Origin of the sequence: Paenibacillus xanthanilyticus (genome assembly GCF_042682185.1) — a bacterium.
Taxonomy (GTDB): domain Bacteria; phylum Bacillota; class Bacilli; order Paenibacillales; family Paenibacillaceae; genus Paenibacillus_Z; species Paenibacillus_Z xanthanilyticus.
Window position 1 is genome coordinate 1,337,354 of the sequence record NZ_JBHUHA010000002.1, and the last position, 18,036, is coordinate 1,355,389.

General features: G+C 60.7%; 13 protein-coding genes. 4 read left to right on the forward strand and 9 right to left on the reverse strand.

Annotated elements, in window-relative coordinates:
- Window positions 1-105: 105 nt before the first annotated feature.
- From ACFSKT_RS23025 to ACFSKT_RS23040, 4 genes are all read right to left on the reverse strand, one after another.
- The gene (locus ACFSKT_RS23025; protein ID WP_377717693.1) at window positions 106-999 is read right to left on the reverse strand and encodes a carbohydrate ABC transporter permease; all 894 of its coding nucleotides are present in this window, start codon (window positions 997-999) and stop codon (window positions 106-108) included.
- A 27-nt stretch (window positions 1,000-1,026) separates the two neighbouring features.
- Window positions 1,027-1,962 (reverse strand): ABC transporter permease, encoded by a 936-nt coding sequence (locus ACFSKT_RS23030; RefSeq protein ID WP_377717694.1) that lies wholly within the window; start codon window positions 1,960-1,962, stop codon window positions 1,027-1,029.
- Entirely contained in the window at window positions 1,940-3,970 is a 2,031-nt protein-coding gene (locus ACFSKT_RS23035) for a beta-galactosidase (protein WP_377717695.1), read from the reverse strand. Before ACFSKT_RS23035 ends, ACFSKT_RS23030 begins: the two co-directional genes overlap by 23 nt.
- A 260-nt stretch (window positions 3,971-4,230) precedes the next feature.
- Window positions 4,231-8,031 carry a fibronectin type III domain-containing protein gene (locus ACFSKT_RS23040; protein WP_377717696.1) on the reverse strand — a complete coding sequence of 1,267 codons (3,801 nt, stop codon included), beginning with the start codon at window positions 8,029-8,031 and terminating at the stop codon, window positions 4,231-4,233.
- A gap of 356 nt (window positions 8,032-8,387) precedes the next feature.
- Between ACFSKT_RS23040 and ACFSKT_RS23045 the strand changes: the two genes are divergently transcribed.
- Entirely contained in the window at window positions 8,388-9,125 is a 738-nt protein-coding gene (locus tag ACFSKT_RS23045; RefSeq protein ID WP_377717697.1) for a hypothetical protein, read from the forward strand.
- 19 nt (window positions 9,126-9,144) lie between these two features.
- Here ACFSKT_RS23045 and ACFSKT_RS23050 read toward each other — a convergent pair whose 3' ends face one another.
- Together ACFSKT_RS23050 and ACFSKT_RS23055 are read right to left on the reverse strand one after the other, a co-directional pair.
- Entirely contained in the window at window positions 9,145-9,729 is a 585-nt protein-coding gene (locus ACFSKT_RS23050; RefSeq protein ID WP_377717698.1) for a hypothetical protein, read from the reverse strand.
- 126 nt (window positions 9,730-9,855) lie between these two features.
- Window positions 9,856-10,734 carry a LysR family transcriptional regulator gene (locus ACFSKT_RS23055; RefSeq protein ID WP_377717699.1) on the reverse strand — a complete coding sequence of 293 codons (879 nt, stop codon included), beginning with the start codon at window positions 10,732-10,734 and terminating at the stop codon, window positions 9,856-9,858.
- A 138-nt stretch (window positions 10,735-10,872) separates the two neighbouring features.
- Here ACFSKT_RS23055 and ACFSKT_RS23060 point away from each other — a divergent pair, with 138 nt between their 5' ends.
- The gene (locus ACFSKT_RS23060) at window positions 10,873-12,126 is read left to right on the forward strand and encodes an MFS transporter (protein WP_377717700.1); all 1,254 of its coding nucleotides are present in this window, start codon (window positions 10,873-10,875) and stop codon (window positions 12,124-12,126) included.
- Between the two features lie 115 nt (window positions 12,127-12,241).
- On the opposite strand, the gene ACFSKT_RS23065 is transcribed toward ACFSKT_RS23060, so the two are convergent.
- The 3 genes from ACFSKT_RS23065 to ACFSKT_RS23075 form a co-directional block, all read right to left on the reverse strand.
- Window positions 12,242-12,637, reverse strand: a complete 396-nt coding sequence (locus tag ACFSKT_RS23065) for a MerR family transcriptional regulator (protein ID WP_377717701.1) — start codon at window positions 12,635-12,637, stop codon at window positions 12,242-12,244.
- 76 nt (window positions 12,638-12,713) lie between these two features.
- Window positions 12,714-15,074, reverse strand: a complete 2,361-nt coding sequence (locus tag ACFSKT_RS23070; protein WP_377717702.1) for a beta-galactosidase — start codon at window positions 15,072-15,074, stop codon at window positions 12,714-12,716.
- A gap of 189 nt (window positions 15,075-15,263) precedes the next feature.
- Window positions 15,264-16,037, reverse strand: coding sequence for a helix-turn-helix domain-containing protein (locus tag ACFSKT_RS23075; protein ID WP_377717703.1), 774 nt, complete (start codon window positions 16,035-16,037; stop codon window positions 15,264-15,266).
- Window positions 16,038-16,274: 237 nt separating this feature from the next.
- Here ACFSKT_RS23075 and ACFSKT_RS23080 point away from each other — a divergent pair, with 237 nt between their 5' ends.
- Both ACFSKT_RS23080 and ACFSKT_RS23085 read left to right on the forward strand, forming a co-directional pair.
- Window positions 16,275-17,078, forward strand: a complete 804-nt coding sequence (locus ACFSKT_RS23080) for a phytanoyl-CoA dioxygenase family protein (RefSeq protein ID WP_377717704.1) — start codon at window positions 16,275-16,277, stop codon at window positions 17,076-17,078.
- The gene (locus tag ACFSKT_RS23085) at window positions 17,056-17,970 is read left to right on the forward strand and encodes a sugar phosphate isomerase/epimerase family protein (RefSeq protein WP_377717705.1); all 915 of its coding nucleotides are present in this window, start codon (window positions 17,056-17,058) and stop codon (window positions 17,968-17,970) included. The genes ACFSKT_RS23080 and ACFSKT_RS23085 overlap by 23 nt, the downstream gene beginning before the upstream one ends.
- The last annotated feature ends 66 nt before the right edge of the window (window positions 17,971-18,036 follow it).

Sequence of the window (18,036 nt, forward strand, 5' to 3'; positions counted from 1 at the left end):
CGCTGACTTCCCCCAGTCATCGGATAGTTTGATTATATCAACGGAATGGCGATTCCGGTCGATATCCGCCGTACTTTGTTGCGAAAGCCCTTTCGCCTTGGATGGCTACTCTTTCATCGAGGCGACCATGATGCCTTTGACGAAATACTTCTGGAGGAACGGGTACACGCATAGGATCGGCAGACTGACGATCATCGTCATGGCTGCCCGGGTCGCGTCGGGATCCATCCCTTTGACCGCGGCGGCCGCGCCGTTATTGCCGTTCACGACCTGCCCCTGCGTCGTCTGAAGAATCTTCATAAGCTCGAATTGCAGCACATCCAAGTTCTCGTTGCTGCTCGTATAGAGGTAGTTATCGAACCAGGCGTTCCAATGGCCGACGGCGATGAAGAGCGACACGGTCGCGACGACCGGCATGCTCACGGGAAGCACGATGCGAAACAGCGTCTGGAATTCGGATGCGCCGTCCATTCGCGCCGATTCCACGATCCCGTCCGGCAGCGATTCGAAGTAGCTGCGGATGATGATCACGTTGTACGCGCTGATAAGACCGGGCAATATATACACCCAAAATTGGTTCATGAGCCCGAGATCGCGGATCAGCAGATAGAAGGGCAGGAGACCGGCGTTGACGAACATCGTGAACACGATGATCACGTTGAGCGGCTTGCGCAGGACGAAGTCGCGCCGGCTGAGCGAGTACGCGACCATCGCGGTGCCCAGGACGCCAAGCAGCGTGCCGAGCAGCGTCCTTGCGACCGACATCCCCGCGGCCTTCAGGAGCCCGTCGTTCTGGAAGATGGATACATAGTTGTACAGCGTAAATTGCCGGGGGATCAAGTAGATGCCGCCCCGGAGCGAGTCCAGCCCGTCATTGAGCGAGATCGCGAGCAGATTAACGAACGGATATAACGTCAGGAGTCCGAAACCTAGCAGCACGACGTAATTCAACCCGCTGAACACGACGTCCGGCCAAGCCGCGCGTTTTGCCAACTTCACTCACCTCTTGTCGGGAACCGGGAGCAGCTAGAAGAGCCGGTTCTGGTTCCATTTTTTGGACAGCGCGGTCACGCTCAGAATGAGCAGGATGCTGACGACCGATTTGAACATGTTGATGGCCATCCCGTACGAATAGTCGCTGAGCTGGGTCGAATACCGCAGCGCGTACAGATCGAGGACGTCCGAGTAATCGTAGACGACCGGGTTGCCTAGAACGAACTGCGACTCGAACCCGCTGCTGATCAGCCAGCCGACCGACATGGTCAGCAGCAGAATCGCGGTCGGCATCAACCCCGGAATCGAGATGTACCACATCTTCTGAATGCGCGACGCCCCGTCGACTTCCGCTGCTTCGTAATGCTCCGGATTAAGACCGACCAGGACCGCCAAGTAGATGATCGTATTCCAGCCCAGCTCCTTCCACAGATTCGCGGCCGTATGAATGAACCAGAAGTATTCGCCTTTGGCCATGAAGTAGATCGGCTCCGCGATCAGGCCAAGTCCCATCAGCAGCTCGTTCAGCATGCCGCCGTCCGGGGAGAGGAACATCATGACGATATTGGCGATGACGACCCAGGAGACGAAATGCGGGATGTACGTGATCGTCTGAATCGTCTTCTTGAACTTGGCGCTGCGAACCTCGTTGAGCAGCAGGGCCAGCGTAATCGCGCCGACGAAGCTGGTGACCAGATTGAGCGCGCTCATCACCAGCGTGTTGCGGAGCACCAGGTAGAACTGCTCGTCCCGGAACAACTCCGCGAACTTGCCGAAGCCGATGAACGGGCTGCCCGCAATACCCTTGGCGATCTTGTAATCCTGGAACGCCATGACCCATCCCCAGAGCGGTCCGTAATTGAAGATGGCGGTCAGCACGATGAACGGGAGCGCCATGACGACCAGCTGGCGCTGTCTTACCAGCTTCCGGAGGAAGTCCGGGCTGTTACTCGGCTCGTGCTGTCGCAAGAACGAACACCCCTTCCGGCTCGATGACGAGCTTGCCGACCGGCACCGATCGCTGCTCCAGGAGGTCGTCGAAAGGCTGCGTCAACTCAATCTCCCGCGCGGTACCGCCATGGTTCAGCACGAACAAAATGTCGCCGTCCGGGGTGCGGCGTCTGGCGAGTTCGACGCCCTCGGGCACGATGATCCCGCCGATCGGATTCACGCCGGCATCCGCCGCCGCCTGGCCGAGCAGTCTCCCGAGTACGGCGCGGTCGGGATCGGTGCCGATGTAATAGACGCGGCCCTCCCCGTAGCGATTGCGCGTCGCGGCGGCCTGACCGGCCATGTAATCGTCCTCGTACCGGAGAAGCGTCTCGGCCGTCTCGGCTTCGATGACGTCGAACCAGGTCGTCCCTTCGCCTGTGCCATCTCCCTCGCCTGCTTCCGCGACCGCGACCGGATGGCTTCGCAAGCCGAGTCGTTCCTCGGGACGCAGCGTCCCGTAATCGGCAATCCGAATTCCCGCCAGCTCGCGGAATGCGCCGGGCAGCGGCCGTTCGTCCATCCGATTGTTCCACAGCTTCGAGCCGGCGCGGTAGTCCAATACTGCGGTTCCGCCTGCCTTCACGTAAGCGTACAGCCGCTCTGCCGTCTCCGGGCGGGTCATCATGTAATGAGGGAGGACGATCAGCTTATAACGGCTGAAATCGGTCTCGTCCGACACAATGTCCACCGGTATGTGGTTCTCATAGAAGTGCCGGTAGTATTGGAGCAGATGCTCCATATAGCTGTAACCCGGACGCAGCGGCTGGATTTCGGTCGCCCACTCGTTGTCGTAGGATCGGATTATAGCGACTTCCGCGCCTGGACCGCTGCCTTGAACAGCCGGCATGACAAGCCGCAGTTCTTCGCCGGTCCGCTTCACTTCGTCATAACGTCTTCCCGGCAATCCGTCATGCGGGAGAATCCCGTGCCAGAACTGCTCGGCTCCGAACAGGCAGGTTCGCCAGCGGAAGTACACGATCGCGTCGGCGCCGTGCGCGACCGACTGGTACGTCCATCTCCGCAGCTCGCCGGGCTTCGGCGTCTGGAACAGAATATCGCCGCCCGGCGGTCCGCTCTGGTGCTCCATCACCCAGAACGGCTCGTGCTTCAACCCGCGGGTCATGTCATGCTGCGCGGCGGCTCGGCTCGGGTCCGTCGTTGCGTCGAAATGCAAATTCGGATAACTATCCCAGGAGACGAAATCCAGGTTCCTGGCCAGCTCATACCCGTCGATCTCATTGAACGCGCCCATCAAGTTGTGCGTCGCCGGCTGGCTCGGCGCCAGTCTCTTCAAGATGTCCAGCTGCAGCTGCTGAAAGGCGACGACGGCTTCCGAGGCGAAGCGGCGGTAATCAAGCGCGAGCCCCGGGTTGTGCAGATGAAACGGCGCGTAGCCGGGCAGCGTCACCTCGTGCCAGTCATTGTAGGTTTGGCTCCAGAACACCGTCCCCCAGCTCTCGTTCATCGCGTCGACGTCGCCGTACTTCCGCGCCAGCCAACGGTGAAACGCCCGCTTGCAGCGTTCGCAGTAACATCGCGTCGTCTCGTTGCAGCCGAACTCGTTGTCGATCTGCCAGCCGGTCACGCTCGGATGATTCCCGTACCGGTTCGCCAGCCGTTCGGTAATGGCCTGCGCGCAGCGGTGATAGGTCTCGTTATTAAAGCAGTAATGCCGCCGGTTGCCGAAACCTCTTACGCCGCCTTTATAATCCTGCATGTAAATATCCGGATGCTTATCCATCAGCCACTTGGGCGGCGTTGCGGTCGGCGTGCCCAGCACGACGCGAATGCCTTCCGCCCCTAGTACGTCCAGGATTCGATCGAGCCAGCCAAAATCGTACTCGCCCTCCCGCCGTTCGAGCTTGGACCAGGCGAATTCACCGATCCGCGCGACGTTCAGCCCCGCTTCGCGCATCAGTCTGGCGTCGAGCGGCCATCGCTCCTCCGGCCAATGCTCCGGATAGTAACACGCCCCGTAAATCATCGTTCTCACTTCCTTCTCTCTATCGATGTTCCTATTATCTCGCCCCCGCGCTTGCCGCGACACCGGACAACGGAGCGCCTTAGACAGGAGAAAGTGGAGAAAATGATTAGCTGGACTACCCGCTCGTTGGCCCCGAGAGACCAAAGGAAACAAAGGCAAAACCCCCGTTCCACATGGGAACGAGGGTCGTGCCTGGTTCATTCAAGGATGCCTTGCAATCATGATTCAGAGGGGGCTCGGGCCCCTCCCGCATGACGCTCTTAGTTCGTAAACAAGCGGCTCTGGGGCACGATTTGTTTCGGCTGCGAGGCGCTCGACCAGTAGAGCTGGGCGAGCGCGCCGCCGCCGTCATCGAAGTACTCGACCTTGATGTCGTATTTGACGCCGGCCGCGAGCGCGATCGTCCCGTTCCATTCCGTCGCGCCCTGCCCGACCCATTTGTCGATAATCAGCTGGTTGTTGACCCAAACGCGGACGCCGTCGTCCGTGTTGGAGGTGAACGTGTACGTTTCGCTGTATTGCGGCTGAACTTTCCCCGTCCATCGGGCGGACCAGGTGTTCTCGCCCATACCAGCAGCCGGGGAACCGTGATCCCAATTAAAGTCGATGTTCGGATCAATCCGGGTCACGAACAAGTTCGTCAGATCCGACATGTCGTAATACTGCGCCGTCAAGCCGTTGCCGCCCCCGCCTGAAGCGGCGTTCGTCGTCACGCTCAGCGCGCTGCTGGCCGCCGATACGTTGCCGGCCGCGTCTTTCGCGCGTACCGTGAAGCTATAAGCCGTCGAAGGCGCTAGCCCGGTTGCCGTATACGTCGTCGCGCCCGTCGTCGTGCCCGCCAGCGTCGCGCCCCGATAAATCTCGTAGCCCGTCACGCCGACGTTGTCCGTCGAAGCCGTCCACGACAAGCTGACGCTCGTATCCGTCTTCGATGGCGAAGCGAGCGCGGTTGGCGCGCTCGGCGCTTGAGCGTCCGAAGCGGCATCCGTCGTCACGCTAAGCGCGCCGCTTGCGGCCGACGTATTGCCCGCCGCATCCTTGGCGCGAACCGTGAAGCTGTAAGCGGTCGAAGCGCTCAGACCGGTTGCCGTGTACGTCGTCGCGCCCGTCGTTGTGCCCGCCAGCGCGGCTCCCCGATAAATCTCATAGCCGGTCACGCCGACGTTATCGGTCGATGCCGTCCACGATAGATTCACGCTCGTGGCCGTCTTGGACGGCGAAGTCAGGCCGCTCGGAGCCGTCGGCGCCTGCGTATCCGTTCCTCCGCCGGTGCCGCCGACAAGGGAGAAATCGTCAAAATACAGCGCTCCTCGTAAATCCCGCATGTAGATATACACCCGTGCCGTGGCGGTACCCGCCGGCGCGACTCGGGCACCGGTCACGTTGACGAAGCCGGCGTTCGTGCCGGTATGCGTCTGGAGCAGGTTATCCTGAATGACGCCGCCCGCGCCGTCAAGGAACCGCAGTCTGAATTCAATCGTCGTTCCGTTATTCGCCGAGGCGTTGAAATAACCGTCGAACGTGTACGTTTGACCCGCGGCAGCCGTGACGTCCTGATAGAAGCCGAGCCATGGGCCCGAATCGCCGGACATCCGCATGGAAGCCGTGCCGCTGCGCTTGACGGCCGTGTCGCGGTAGCAGAAGTAGTCGTTCTCGCACGTCCATGAAGCAGGCTTGCTGCTGCTGTTGCTTTGATCGAAGCCCGGATTCTGCAGACGATTCTCCGGGATGAGGGCCAGCGTCGTCACGCTGATCGTATTGCTGTTCGCCGAGACGTTATTACGTGCGTCGCGGGCTCTGACATAATACGAATAAGCGGTCTGCGGCGTCAGACCCGAATCGGTATATGTCGTGACCGTCCCGCTGACCGAACCGGCCAAGCTGCCGTTCCGGTAAATGTCGTAGGCGGTGACGCCGACGTTATCCGTCGAGGCCGTCCAGCTCAGCTGTACCGATTTGTCGAGCTTCGACGGCGACGTCAAGCCCGATGGAGCCGTGGGCGCCGTCGTATCCGGCGGATTGGTCGTGACGCTTAGCGCGCCGCTCGCCGCCGATACATTCCCTGCCGCGTCCTTGGCGCGTACCGTGAAGCTGTATGAAGTGCCTGCCGTCAAGCTGCCCGCCGTGTAGGTCGTCGCGCCGCCGGTCGAACCGACGAGCGTCGCGCCGCGATAGACGTCATAATCCGTTACGCGGACGTTGTCCGTCGACGGCGACCAGGAGAGCGAGACGGTCGTATCCGTCTTGGACGGCGACGTCAGCCCTGTCGGCGCGGTCGGCGCCTGCGTATCCGGCGCGTCGCAGCCCTCGCATTCGATCTTGACCGCGATATCTCTGCTGAAGGACGGAATACCCGTCAGCACCAGATTGCCGCCGGTTGCCTGTACGGTCGTCACCGGGCTGAACGTGCCCGCGTAGGTATCGTAATAAGACACTTTATAGTAATTGTTCGCCATCGGGATCGTCAGCGACATGCCGCTCACCGTGCGCGGACTGGTCACCGTATGGTTAGCTTGCGTATCGTTGATCCACAGATAGGCGCGGGAATCGCTCTTGAAGCCGCCGACCTTCGTGCCGTTAGTCTGCTGTCCGTAGTCGACATGCGGCATATGGATCAGATGCTTCTCCGCCGGCTGCACGAAGTTCGCGAGCCGGGTATGGATCGCTTTATAATTCGCCGGCAGCGCGAAGCCGGTCTCGAAGATCCACCACAAGCTGCCGCCGGCCGCGCCGGCACGGAAGATCGGCGCCCAGAGCGCATTGTGCATATACTCGTCGATCGTCGGGTCCGTCGTCTGGTCGTCATGCGTGCGGCCGACTTCGCCGATGAAGGCCGGTTTGTTCGGCGCGAGCGTAAGCAGGTTATCGATCTGCTGCTCCCACGCGGTGATCACGTCCGCGCTCGAGTCGTAGCGGTGCACGTTCGTCGCATCCAGCGTCGTCAGCGTCTCCCACGTCTGCTGGCCGGAGCCGGCATGATCCTTCCAGGCGTAGCTGGTCGTCGTCACATGATTGTAGAAATCCAGGCTCTTCCAATAGTTATCCATCTCCGCATGCCAGCTGGCGCGATTGGCTGCCGTCGTGTCTACGCGGTTATCCGACTCATTCCAATATTCCAGCATGCCAAGCGCGCGGCTGTAGCCGTAACGGGCGAACATGTAGCGCAGCAGCTTCTTTTGATACGCCTTGGCCGCCGGGTTCGTCCAGAAGTCGGTATTGTTCTCGGAATAATAAGAAGGACCGCCGTTGGCTTGGTTATAGGCATTCACGTTCCATTGGTAATAGAAGTCGCCGAAGCTCAGCATCGTCAGCATAATATAGACGTCGTTTGCTTCCGCAGCCTCGAACATCTGGTCCATCCGCGCCTGGTTATCGAGCTGATACCGTCCGATGCCTTCATAGACGGTCGTCAAGCCCGCTTCGTTCGCGGTGATCGGCCCCCATTCCGGAGCCAGGCTGCTCCACCAGCATGAATACCACACGCGGAGCAGGTTCATCTTGGCTGGCTTGAGGTTCGGAATTTCTTGCGTCACCGCGTTCGGATTCGGGTTGTTCCAGGCAAAATTCGTCCCGATCAGCGTGATCTGGGACCCGAAGCTATCCACGAAACGGGTTCCCTGCGTGCTCATGAAGCCGCGGTTCGCGCCCGGCCCGCCGGCCGTGAACGCATATGAACCCGATTGCCCCGTGCCGCTCGCATCCGACACGCGCAGCACGACGCTGTGCGCGCCGGCTTCCCGAGGCGAGTAGCGCACCGCCCACTTCGGCGACGTGTTGGACTTGTAGAAGCCGGGCACGATCTCCGTCTTGCCGGAAGGCGTCGTGAACGTCGCATACACGTTCACCTCGTCCGGGTTATAGGGATTCGTATACGTCGAACTCAGATTGAAGGTCATTTCGAATTTACTGTACATAGCCGGCGTGCTCGTGTTCATCGCGATATTGGCGAATGACGTGGCGGCGGATGCCTGACCCGCTCCGAGCGGCAGCGTGCCGGCCGCGATCAACGCGCACAGCATGAGTACGAACCACGACCTGCTTCTTGTTCCTTTTGCTCGCATGATTGCTTCCTCTCCTTAACAATGGATTGACGGTGCGGCTGTCATTCGGGACAGCCTCTTCATGTAATCGCTTTCACCCCTTTCTTTCCTTCATTCTGCCCGGAGTCCGGCTGCTCCTTCAACCCTGCAAAGGGGAGAACTAGACAGGAGGAAACGGATATTGCGCTCCCCTTAGTGAAATAAATTGACGTTCGCTCCTGCGCCGCAACCCGTTGCAGGAAGCGCATGCACCCCAGGAAGTAGCGATTGGCAAAGGAGGTGGCTCCCGTATCCGGCGGATGTCCCGTTCGGAGACAACGGCAAAAAGCCGCCAAGCTGACGGCTTTCCTAGGGGAGCGCTTGCGGTCAATCAGCAGGTGACAAACGAGAACGGCACGCTGGATGTGAAACAGGTCATCGGCGATAGTCATCTCATCTACGTGCTGATGGATTTTACCGCGCCGGAGGGGGTAAGGCTCAGCGCCGAGCGCTATCGGTTCGAGACCTCCTTGGATTTCGAGGCGGTTGGGTCGTATGGCGCCGGAATCGGCTACGAGGTGTTGGATGACGGCCATCCGAATGACAATAAAATCAGTCTCGCCATGAGTTATCAGCTTTCGCGGCAAGCCCCGATCGGCAGAACCGTTACCTTGCAGGTTCGCGATTTGGAGGAGGCGGCTGCGCTTCCGGATGAATTCGAGACGATTGTGCCCGGCTTTTGGGAAACCACGTTCATGCTAGACTATAAAGATCTGTCGACCATTCACTTGGTACAACGGAAGGTGAATCTGTATGGACACCCGGCGACTTTATCCTCGATATCGATTTCGCCGATTGCCGTAACCTTAATGGTGAACAGCCCCCATCTCCGACAGATTGATGAGGCAGTGAATCTTAAGCAGAAGGAAAAGGCGCTAAACCCATACACGGATCAATACCCGATCACCCTTCATTACAGGGACGGCACGTCGGAAACAACCTCCGTGACGAAAGGCACGATCATCGGGGATTACCTGAGCGATTCGCTCACGATCATCAAACCGTTCACCCCGATACTCAATGACAAAGAAATCGAAGCGGTCTCGTTCTTCGACGCCTACATTCCGCTGGACTAGGAGAAACGGGAGGATCGTTTTATTTCAAAACGAACCCTCCCTGATCCTCCAAAAGCCGCTTCAAAAACGACGCCATCATCGCGTTCGAGACGGCCAGCGCCTCCTCCCGCGTGGTCGCGGGTCCTGCGAACAAGAAGCCATCATCGCCGTTCCAGCCGCCGCCATCCGATTCAACGGCGCCGGCTTCTTTCGTATGCAGCAGCAACGTCACCGAGCTGAAATCGTCGCTCGCGAACAGGATGCCGTGCGTGTCGACGAACGGCTTCGCCTCCGCCGTGCCCGCATGCTCGATGCCCCCGCTCACCACGGGACCGTATCCATCCCGGTCGAAATGCACCGTGACCGCTTCCCCGTTCTTCGGCAGGTCGAGCGTGCTGCCGGCGGACGAGATCGTGCCTTCGAACGTGCGCTTTCCTGTCCAGCTTCGCGTCACTTTGCCGTCGATCGTGAGGGACTCCGGCTGGGCGTTGTCGCGATTCGCCGTCCCAAGCCGATAATGTAAACCCTCGACCGTCACGTGGATCTCGCGCGGCTGCATGATGACAACGAGGTAGATGACAATTGCGATAATCGGCAATAACAGCAAGCCATATTTAAGCTTCACGCGCTTCCTCCCTTTTCGTTACCATTCTCTTCTAACGAAGAAGCGCTTGTCTAAGTTGCGCTTGAGGCGTGTCTCTTCTATTCGCAAATGAACCGCTCCCGGTCCCATGTACGGCACCTTCTTCGTCTACAGCCCCGCATAATAATCCATCACGAACTGCCGAAACTCGAGAGCCGCGGTCGACATATAGTGCCGCTTCGACCACGCAAGCCCCATCGTAATCTTGAATTCCGCGTCGTCGACGTACAGCCGGTTCGGCAGCAGATGCGCTCGTTTCGACCAGGACATCTCGGGCAGGAAGATGAGGCCAATCCCGCGTCGAAACAAATTCACGATGGCGTCCGACTCCTCCACCTCAATGATCGTATTCGGCTGGAAGCCCGCCTTCCTGCAGATCTGGTCGGTCAAATCCCGGAACCAATAACCCGCTCGCTGGCCGATGAACGGCTCGCCCTTTAATTCGAGCAGCGACACGCGCTCCCGGCCGGCCAGCCGATGATGCTCGGGCACGCAGAGGACGATCGCGTCCGTACGAAGCGCCCGCCACTCCAGTCCTTCGCCTTCGATCGAGGCGCTCGTCAAGCACAAGTCGATCTCCCCGTCCTCGAGCATGCGCTGCATGACGGCGGTCGGTTCGAGCACTTGGCGAAAATGCGTCTGTGGATGCTTCTCGAGAAATGCGCTCAACAGCTCGGGCAGCACGTTCGAGATCGAAGCCGCCAGCAGCACGCTTCGGCTCGCCAGCCCCGCCATGTCCAGCACCTCCCGTTTGCCCGCATCCAGCTCCGCAAATATGCGCTCCACCCGCTTCAGATACGCCCCGCCGTACGCATTAAGCCTGATGCTCCTTCCCTGCCGCTCGAACAGCGGCACGCCGACATGCTCCTCCAGCCTTGCGATTGTCTTGCTGAGCGACGGCTGCGCGATATTGAGCGCTTCGGCCGCCTTCGTCATATGCTCGTGCTGGGCGACGACCCGGAAGTAATGCAGTTGCAACAGCTCCATGTCCGCCCTCCTCATAGACCTCAGTCTATCGGTCCATAGTTTAACATGTATTATACAATATTATGCCGCTTCCCTATAATTAATCTCGTCTTCCGAAAACGATCGCACGTCCATTTCAAATAAAGGAGTCCTGCATTCATGTCTTCTTCCACCGCAAGTCAAACGCAAGCGGAGGCGTCCGCGGCACATCCGCCGAAGCCCGCAGCCGGCATGCTCAGCCAGCCCAAAGCGGTCTGGGCCGTCGTCTTCGCCAGCATTATCGCCTTCATGGGCCTCGGTCTCGTCGATCCGATTCTGCCGGCGATCGCCGAGAAGCTGCACGCGTCGCACAGCGACGTCACCCTTCTGTTCACCAGCTACAACGCCGTCATGGCGATCGCGATGCTCATCACGGGCGTCATCTCCTCCCGGCTCGGCGTGAAAGGGACGCTGCTGGCGGGCATCGTGATCATTGCCATTTTCTCGGCGCTCGGCGGATTGTCCAGCGGCATCTGGAGTCTCGTCTGGCTGCGAGGCGGCTGGGGGCTCGGCAACGCGTTGTTCGTCGCCACGGCGTTATCGGCGATCGTCTCCCTGTCCAGAACCGGCGTCGCCCGCTCGATCATCCTGTTCGAGGTAGCCGTCGGCCTCGGCATCTCCGTCGGGCCGCTGCTCGGCGGCGAGCTCGGCGCCATCTCCTGGCGAGGGCCGTTCTTCGGCGTCGCCGGCCTGATGGTGCTCGCCTTCCTGCTGATCGCGATCCTGATGCCCAAGCCGGCCGTCACCGCCGCGCGCAAGCCCAAGGCCTCGCTCGCGGACCCGTTCCGCGCACTCCGATTCCGTGCTCTGCGCACGTTCGGGATCGCGGCCGCGCTGTATAATTTCGGATTTTTCACCTTGCTCGTATACGCCGCGCTCGTCTTGGGCAAGCTCGGACTCGACGAACACCAGCTTGGCTACGTATTCCTCGGCTGGGGATTGATGCTTGCCTTCACGTCCGTCTTCATGGCGCCTAAGCTGCAGCAACGGTACGGGACGATTACGTCCATGCTCGTGCAGCTGCTGCTCTTCGCCGCGACGCTGTTCGTCATGGCCATCTGGACGACGGATAAAGCGGTGCTGATTACGGCGGTCATCATCGCCGGCGCTTTCCTGGGCAATAACAACACGCTCATTACGACCGCCGTCATGAACGCCGCGCCCGTCGAACGCCCGACCGCCTCGGCGGCGTACAGCTTCCTGCGGTTCATCGGCGGCGCGATCGCGCCATTCCTCGCCGGCAAGCTAGCAGAGTGGTTCAATCCCCATATGCCATTCATCGTCGGCGGCGCCTTCGTCGTCGCGGCGGTCATTTACCTGGCGGTCAACCGCAAGCATCTGAGCCATGTCGATGCCGTCGAGACCGGACATTAAGCGCATCGGCCATCACGACGACAAAGCGCTTCGCGCGAGGCTTCCTAGCCCGCGCGAAGCGCTTTTTGCTTATACCGTCCTACACTTACGTAATCCTGAAAGACGAGCGCCGCGCCTACATGACCTCGATCTCCTGTCTCGGGAGCGTTTTCTCGATCTCGCCCAAGTGATGCTCGTACGATTCGATTTTGCGGTCCAGCCGCTCCAGCGTCTTCGTCATCTCCTGCACGCGGACCGCGAGATGCGCGCGCTGCGCGGCCAGCAACTCCTTCCTGGCATTCAGCGACCGATCGCCCTGCTGGAACAGCGCCACGTATTCCGTCAGCGCTTCGATCGAGAGGCCGGATTGCCGCATGCATTTGACGAACTCGACCCACCGGAGATCCTCCTCGGTATAGTCCCGGATGCCGCTCTTGTTGCGATGGACCGGAGGCAGCAGCCCGATCCGTTCATAATAGCGAAGCGTGTCCTGCGGAATGCCGAACTTGGCGCTAACTTCGGCCATTCTCATGCCTGTTCACCTCCCGTGCTTCATGAACCTTATTATAGGGCGGCCCGCAACGAGTCGCATCCCCGAACACGGCCGATTATCGCGACGCCCGCTTCCACGCCGCCCGGTACACCGGCTCGGCCGTCAACCGATGAATCTTCGCGACCGCGCCGCCTTCGAAATGCCGCTCCGCCGCCATTGGCGCATCCGGCGAGAATACGGCCGGACCGTCGCGCAGCGGCGTTGTCTCCAGCACGAGCTCCCCGCCCTTCAGCCGATCGCGGAACCGCGACAGCCCGAGCTCCCACGGCGCCCCGTTGTGAAAATGGTCATGAAGCAGCTGCCCGCCGGAGAACGCATACCCGACATTGCCCGTGTACGAAATATGCAGCATCAGATCGTCTACGCCATCTAACGCATCGGGCGGGATCTCGACTACGACCTTGTGGTCGTGGATTCGCCTCACATTCAGCGCCGTTTTCTTCTCGGATAATGTCGCGGTATAGGTCGTGAACCAGCCGTTGCGTCCGACTGATGCTTCGGCGCCCTCCAGCGCATAGAGCCAACTCGGCTCGACACTTGGGGTTGGCGCATATTCCCGGAAGGATGCTTCGCCATTACCGCCGGAGACGACCAGCTCCAGCCCGCCATCCGCGAATATCGGCACCGACGATGAGAACAGGATGTGCCGCTCGCCTTCGCGCTCCGTCTCCCACAGCATCGCCGCTTCGCCCGCTTCCATCGCATAGATGCGAATCTCCGCTCCGTCGGCACGGTGAATGCGGATCATGCCGGACATGGCGCTCGGCACCGTCACGCGATAGGCGCCGTCGGCATCGCGCTCCACTTGCCCAGACTCCGCTTCGATCGAGACGACGGACGCGGAATCCAGCACGAACTCCCCGTCGATCCCTTCCGGCATGAGGAAGAAGTACGTGCGCGCGCCGTCAGATGCCAGTTCGGTCACCGGTTGGGCCGACGCGCTGATCAGGTCGAGTCCGTCCAAATCCATGTGCAACGGCACGAAGAACGAGGCGTTCCGACGGATCGTCCACGCCTGCCCGCGCGGAAGCCGGATCGTCTCCTCGTCCAGCTCGACGGCAAAGCGGACATCGGCATGCTCCGCCATCTCGGCGTGATCCTGATAGTTGTTCACGAACAGGAAGCCGGATCGCCCGTCCGTGCGAAGCGCGTGGCGCAGCGACGCGGTGTCCTCCGGGAGGAGGCCGTCCGCGTCTGCCGGCAGCGCCACCGCCATCGGGGCTAACCGCGCGCCGAACCGCCGCAGGAAATAATGGAGCGGCCGCAGCAGATGGTTGGACGTCCGGATCTGCCCGAATTCCCCGATCGGCGCCTGAAAATCGTACGTGATCCGCGGCGTCGAGCTCTCGTTCAAGTACCCCGTCCGGCCGACCGGGTTCGTCCCGCCGTGGAACATATAATAGCCGATGAAGTTGCAGCCGCTCGCGATTTTGACCATGCTCATGGCGACGACGCTCTCCGGCTCCACCTGGAACCGGGCGAGGTACCACGTCTGCATGCCGCCGCCCATCTCGCAGCAGGCGAACGGATAGCTTTCCTTCGGATACGGCGGATTGAAGTCGCGCGCAATCGCGGCGTTATCGTGATAGCGCGTGAAAAAATATTCGCCCGTCGGCTTCTGCTCGCGCTGCTGCGCCGTAATCGTCCACGGCGTATAGGCATAGCCGCCGTAGAGCGGGAGTACATCGTCAACCGGTACCGGCGCGTTGCCCCAGCCCGTGATGGAATAAATCGGCGCGATGAGTCCCGCTTCCGATGCCAGCTCCTTCAAGCGAAGTATATGCGCTTCCCCGCCGCTACCCCCGCTCAAATATTCGTCCCCCTGCTTGGCGGTCAGCTCCCACAGGGCGGCCGACGCGTTGAACTCGTTCTCCAGCTGGATCCCGACGACCGGCCCGCCGTCCTTGAACATCAGACCCGCTGCCTGCCGGCCGATCTCGTCGTACAGCCGTTTCACGTAACCCAAGTACCCTTCATCGTTGGAGCGCACGTCGAACGATCGGCCGAACAGCCAATCGGGCAGCCCGCCGTTGCGGACTTCCCCATGACAGAACGGACCGATGCGCAATATGACGTAGATGCCATGGCGTCCGCACAGCTCGACGAACGCGCGCAGATTGCGGTCCCCCTCCCAGTCGAAGCGGCCTTCCTCCTCCTCGTGATGATTCCAGAAGATGTACGTCGGAATGATGTTGATGCCGGACATCTTCATTTTGCGAATCTCGGTCTCCCATTGTTCGCGCGGATAACGGGAGTAATGGAATTCGCCGCAAATCGCGAAGTAGGGCTCGCCGTTCATCTCCATGTAGTAATTCGTAAAGCCGATCTCGTCCCCTTGGGGATTGGCGCCGCCCAGTCGCAGCGTCGACGGGTAGATCTCTTTGCGAATGCCTCTTGCTCGAATCGTATACTCCACCTGCGTACAGCCCCTCTCTGCTTCATCCGGTCCGAGCCTCGCTCGGCCATATCTGCTTCGATTATAGAGGAGCCGCCTTTCCGATCCGTAGCACTTATCCGACGAAAAATCGTACGATCCTCGCAAGTCTGGAAGCGTTTGCAAAGCGTATGCCGGCGAGGCCCGGCGCTTGCTTGCGGCTTCTAGGCCTCAGCTCTGCCGCCGGTATTCCGCCGGTCCGCAGCCGAAGCGCCGCCGGAACAAGGCGGCGAAATGGTTGTAGCTCTGGAAGCCGACGTCATAGGCCGCTTCGTTCGCCGTCCGGCCCGCCTGCTTCATGAGCAGCGCCGCCTGCTCGAGCCGCATGCCGTTCAGCGTCTCGACGATCGATCGGCCGGTCTCGGCCTTGAACAGATGCGACAGCCGCGAGGCCGATAGCCCGACGCGGGCGGCCAGCTCTTCGATCGTCAGCGGCTCCTGCATATGCGCCGACAGCAGACGGATGACCCGGCTAACCCGCGGGTCTAGCCGATCGGCGAGCTGCCCGGCCATGAGGAGCAGCAGCCCGCTCAGTTGATTGGCGCACAGCTCCTCCCAGAACTCGCCGCGCACGCGCGCATCGGAGATTACCGACCGCAAAGCCCGCAGCGCCCGCCGCTGCATGGCCCCCTCCGGCAATCGGGCGATCAGCGTCTCCGTCTCCGGCAGCAGCCCCGTCTCCGGTAAGCCCGGGAAGTGGGCCCACATGAAGTCCCACGTCCGCCCGGCGCTCGTCCCGTATTCATGCGGGACGCCTTTGCGAAGCAGCGCAAGCTCGCCCGCACCGCATCGCTTCTCGCCCATCGGCGTCCGGAAATATCCTTCGCCCGCCAGCGTGTAGACGAGCAGCCAGTCCGCCCTTCCGGAAGGACGCGCCACCGCATAAGCATCCGACTCGCGGAAATGTCCCGTTACGATGCCGCTGCTTGGTTCGATCGCTGTCATAATTGATCCGCTCCTCTTGATCCGTCTATCGTCGGCGGCAGCTCCATCCGCTTCGACTTATGCACGACAGAATCGCGATAATGATGTTCTACTCCTATTCGCCTTTACAATACCGATTCCGAACACCGGTGTCCATATCCGCAGCAGAATCCAACCACTAATGTGCATGAATCCGACTTCTGCCATTGGCCGCGCCTCGGTACACTAAGCTTAAGCAAACAAGAGGAGAGATGGACAATGACGCGATCGTTAAACGTATTGACCGACGAGCAGCTGGCAAGCTTCGAGCAGGAAGGCTATCTCATCGTGCGCGGCGTATGGAGCGAAGCGGAAGTGAACGAAATCAAACGGACGTTCGAAGCGATCGGCGCTCAGCCCGTCCCGGGCTACTTCGAGCCGGACCTGTCCGGTACGGCCGACGACCCGCTGAAGCGATACCCGAGAGTGATGCACCCGCACCGCTTCAACGAGGTAAGCAAGAAATATATGCTGCATCCGGGCGTTCTCGCCATCTTGGAGGATCTCTACGGCGAAGAGGCGCTCGCCGCGCAGAGCATGTTCTATTACAAGCCGCCGGGTTCGCGCGGGCAAGCGCTGCACCAAGATAATTTCTACTTAAAGGTGGAGCCGGGGAACTGTATCGCAGCTTGGGCCGCAATCGACCGGTGCGACGAGGACAATGGCTGCATGCTGCTCGTGCCGAAGACGAACACGTACGACATCGTCTGTCCGGAGGTGTCCGATTCCCGCGAGTCGTTCACGACTCACTACGTGAAGCCGCCAAAGGAAGAAAAGCCGATCCCGGCGGTGATGGAGCCCGGCGATATCCTGTTCTTCAACGGCAATCTCATTCATGGCTCGTACCGGAACAAATCTAAAGATCGCTTCCGCCGCGCCTTCATCTCCCACTACGCCAACGTCGGCGCGACGAAAATCTCGCATTGGTACAATCCGCTCTACCGCGCGGACGGAACGGAGCTTACGCTCGACACCAATCCGGACGGGGGGCCATGCGGCATTGAGACACCAGCCTATCACTAACGGCGGCGCGCGCCTCGACGTCCATATGTCTTGGTGGGGAATGAATCATCTGCGTCCGGATGGTCCGGAGCTCGCCATGGAAGAGAAATTCCGGATGATCGCGGAAGCGGGCTTTGACGGCATCGACGCTTTCGTGCCGAAGCCGGAGGAATCCGCCGCATGGCGCGAGCTGCTGGATCGGCATGGGTTGGCGCTGAGCGTGAACGCCTATCCATCCACGGCGGACGACCTGCGCCGGGAGCTGGAGCTCGCGGCCGGCTTCGGCGGCATCCGTGCGGTGAACGCGCAGGTCATGACCCCCTTCCTAACCGGAGACGCCGCGATCCGGCTGCTCGAAGACATCGCCGCCCTAGCCGGCGAATACGGACTGCCCGTCAACGTAGAGACGCACCGGGGAACGATTACGCAGGATCTCATTCGGACGACCGAATACGTCCGGCGCATTCCCGGGCTGCGGCTAACCGCCGACTTCTCGCATTATGTGCTTGCCGGCGAAATGCTCCGCATCCCTGAGGAAGCGGAGGGGCTATTCCGCGAGCTGTTATCGCGCGCGGATTGCCTGCACGGCCGCGTCTCGAATGGCGAGCAAATTCAGGTCGGCTGCTTGGGGGGCGAGGAGCACCCGATGCTCGCCCATTACGGCCGTTGGTGGGAGCTCGCGATGCGCGGCTGGTTGGAACGTCATGCGAATCGAGACCGGGACGGGGGCGCTAGCGGCGAGGCGCTCCTGTTCATCCCCGAGCTCGGGCCGCCGCCGTACGCCATCACGACCGAAGCCCCCGGCGGACGCGGCCTCGAATTAAACGACAGATGGCAGCAGTCCCTCGCGCTCGCGGGCTATGCGCGGCGGCTGTGGGATAGCGTGCTGCAAAGCGAACGAAAGGAAACGTAAGAACGAATAGCGAATGGCAAAGCGAAGCCTATAGCAAAAAACGGCAGCCCAACTGATATGCTCCCC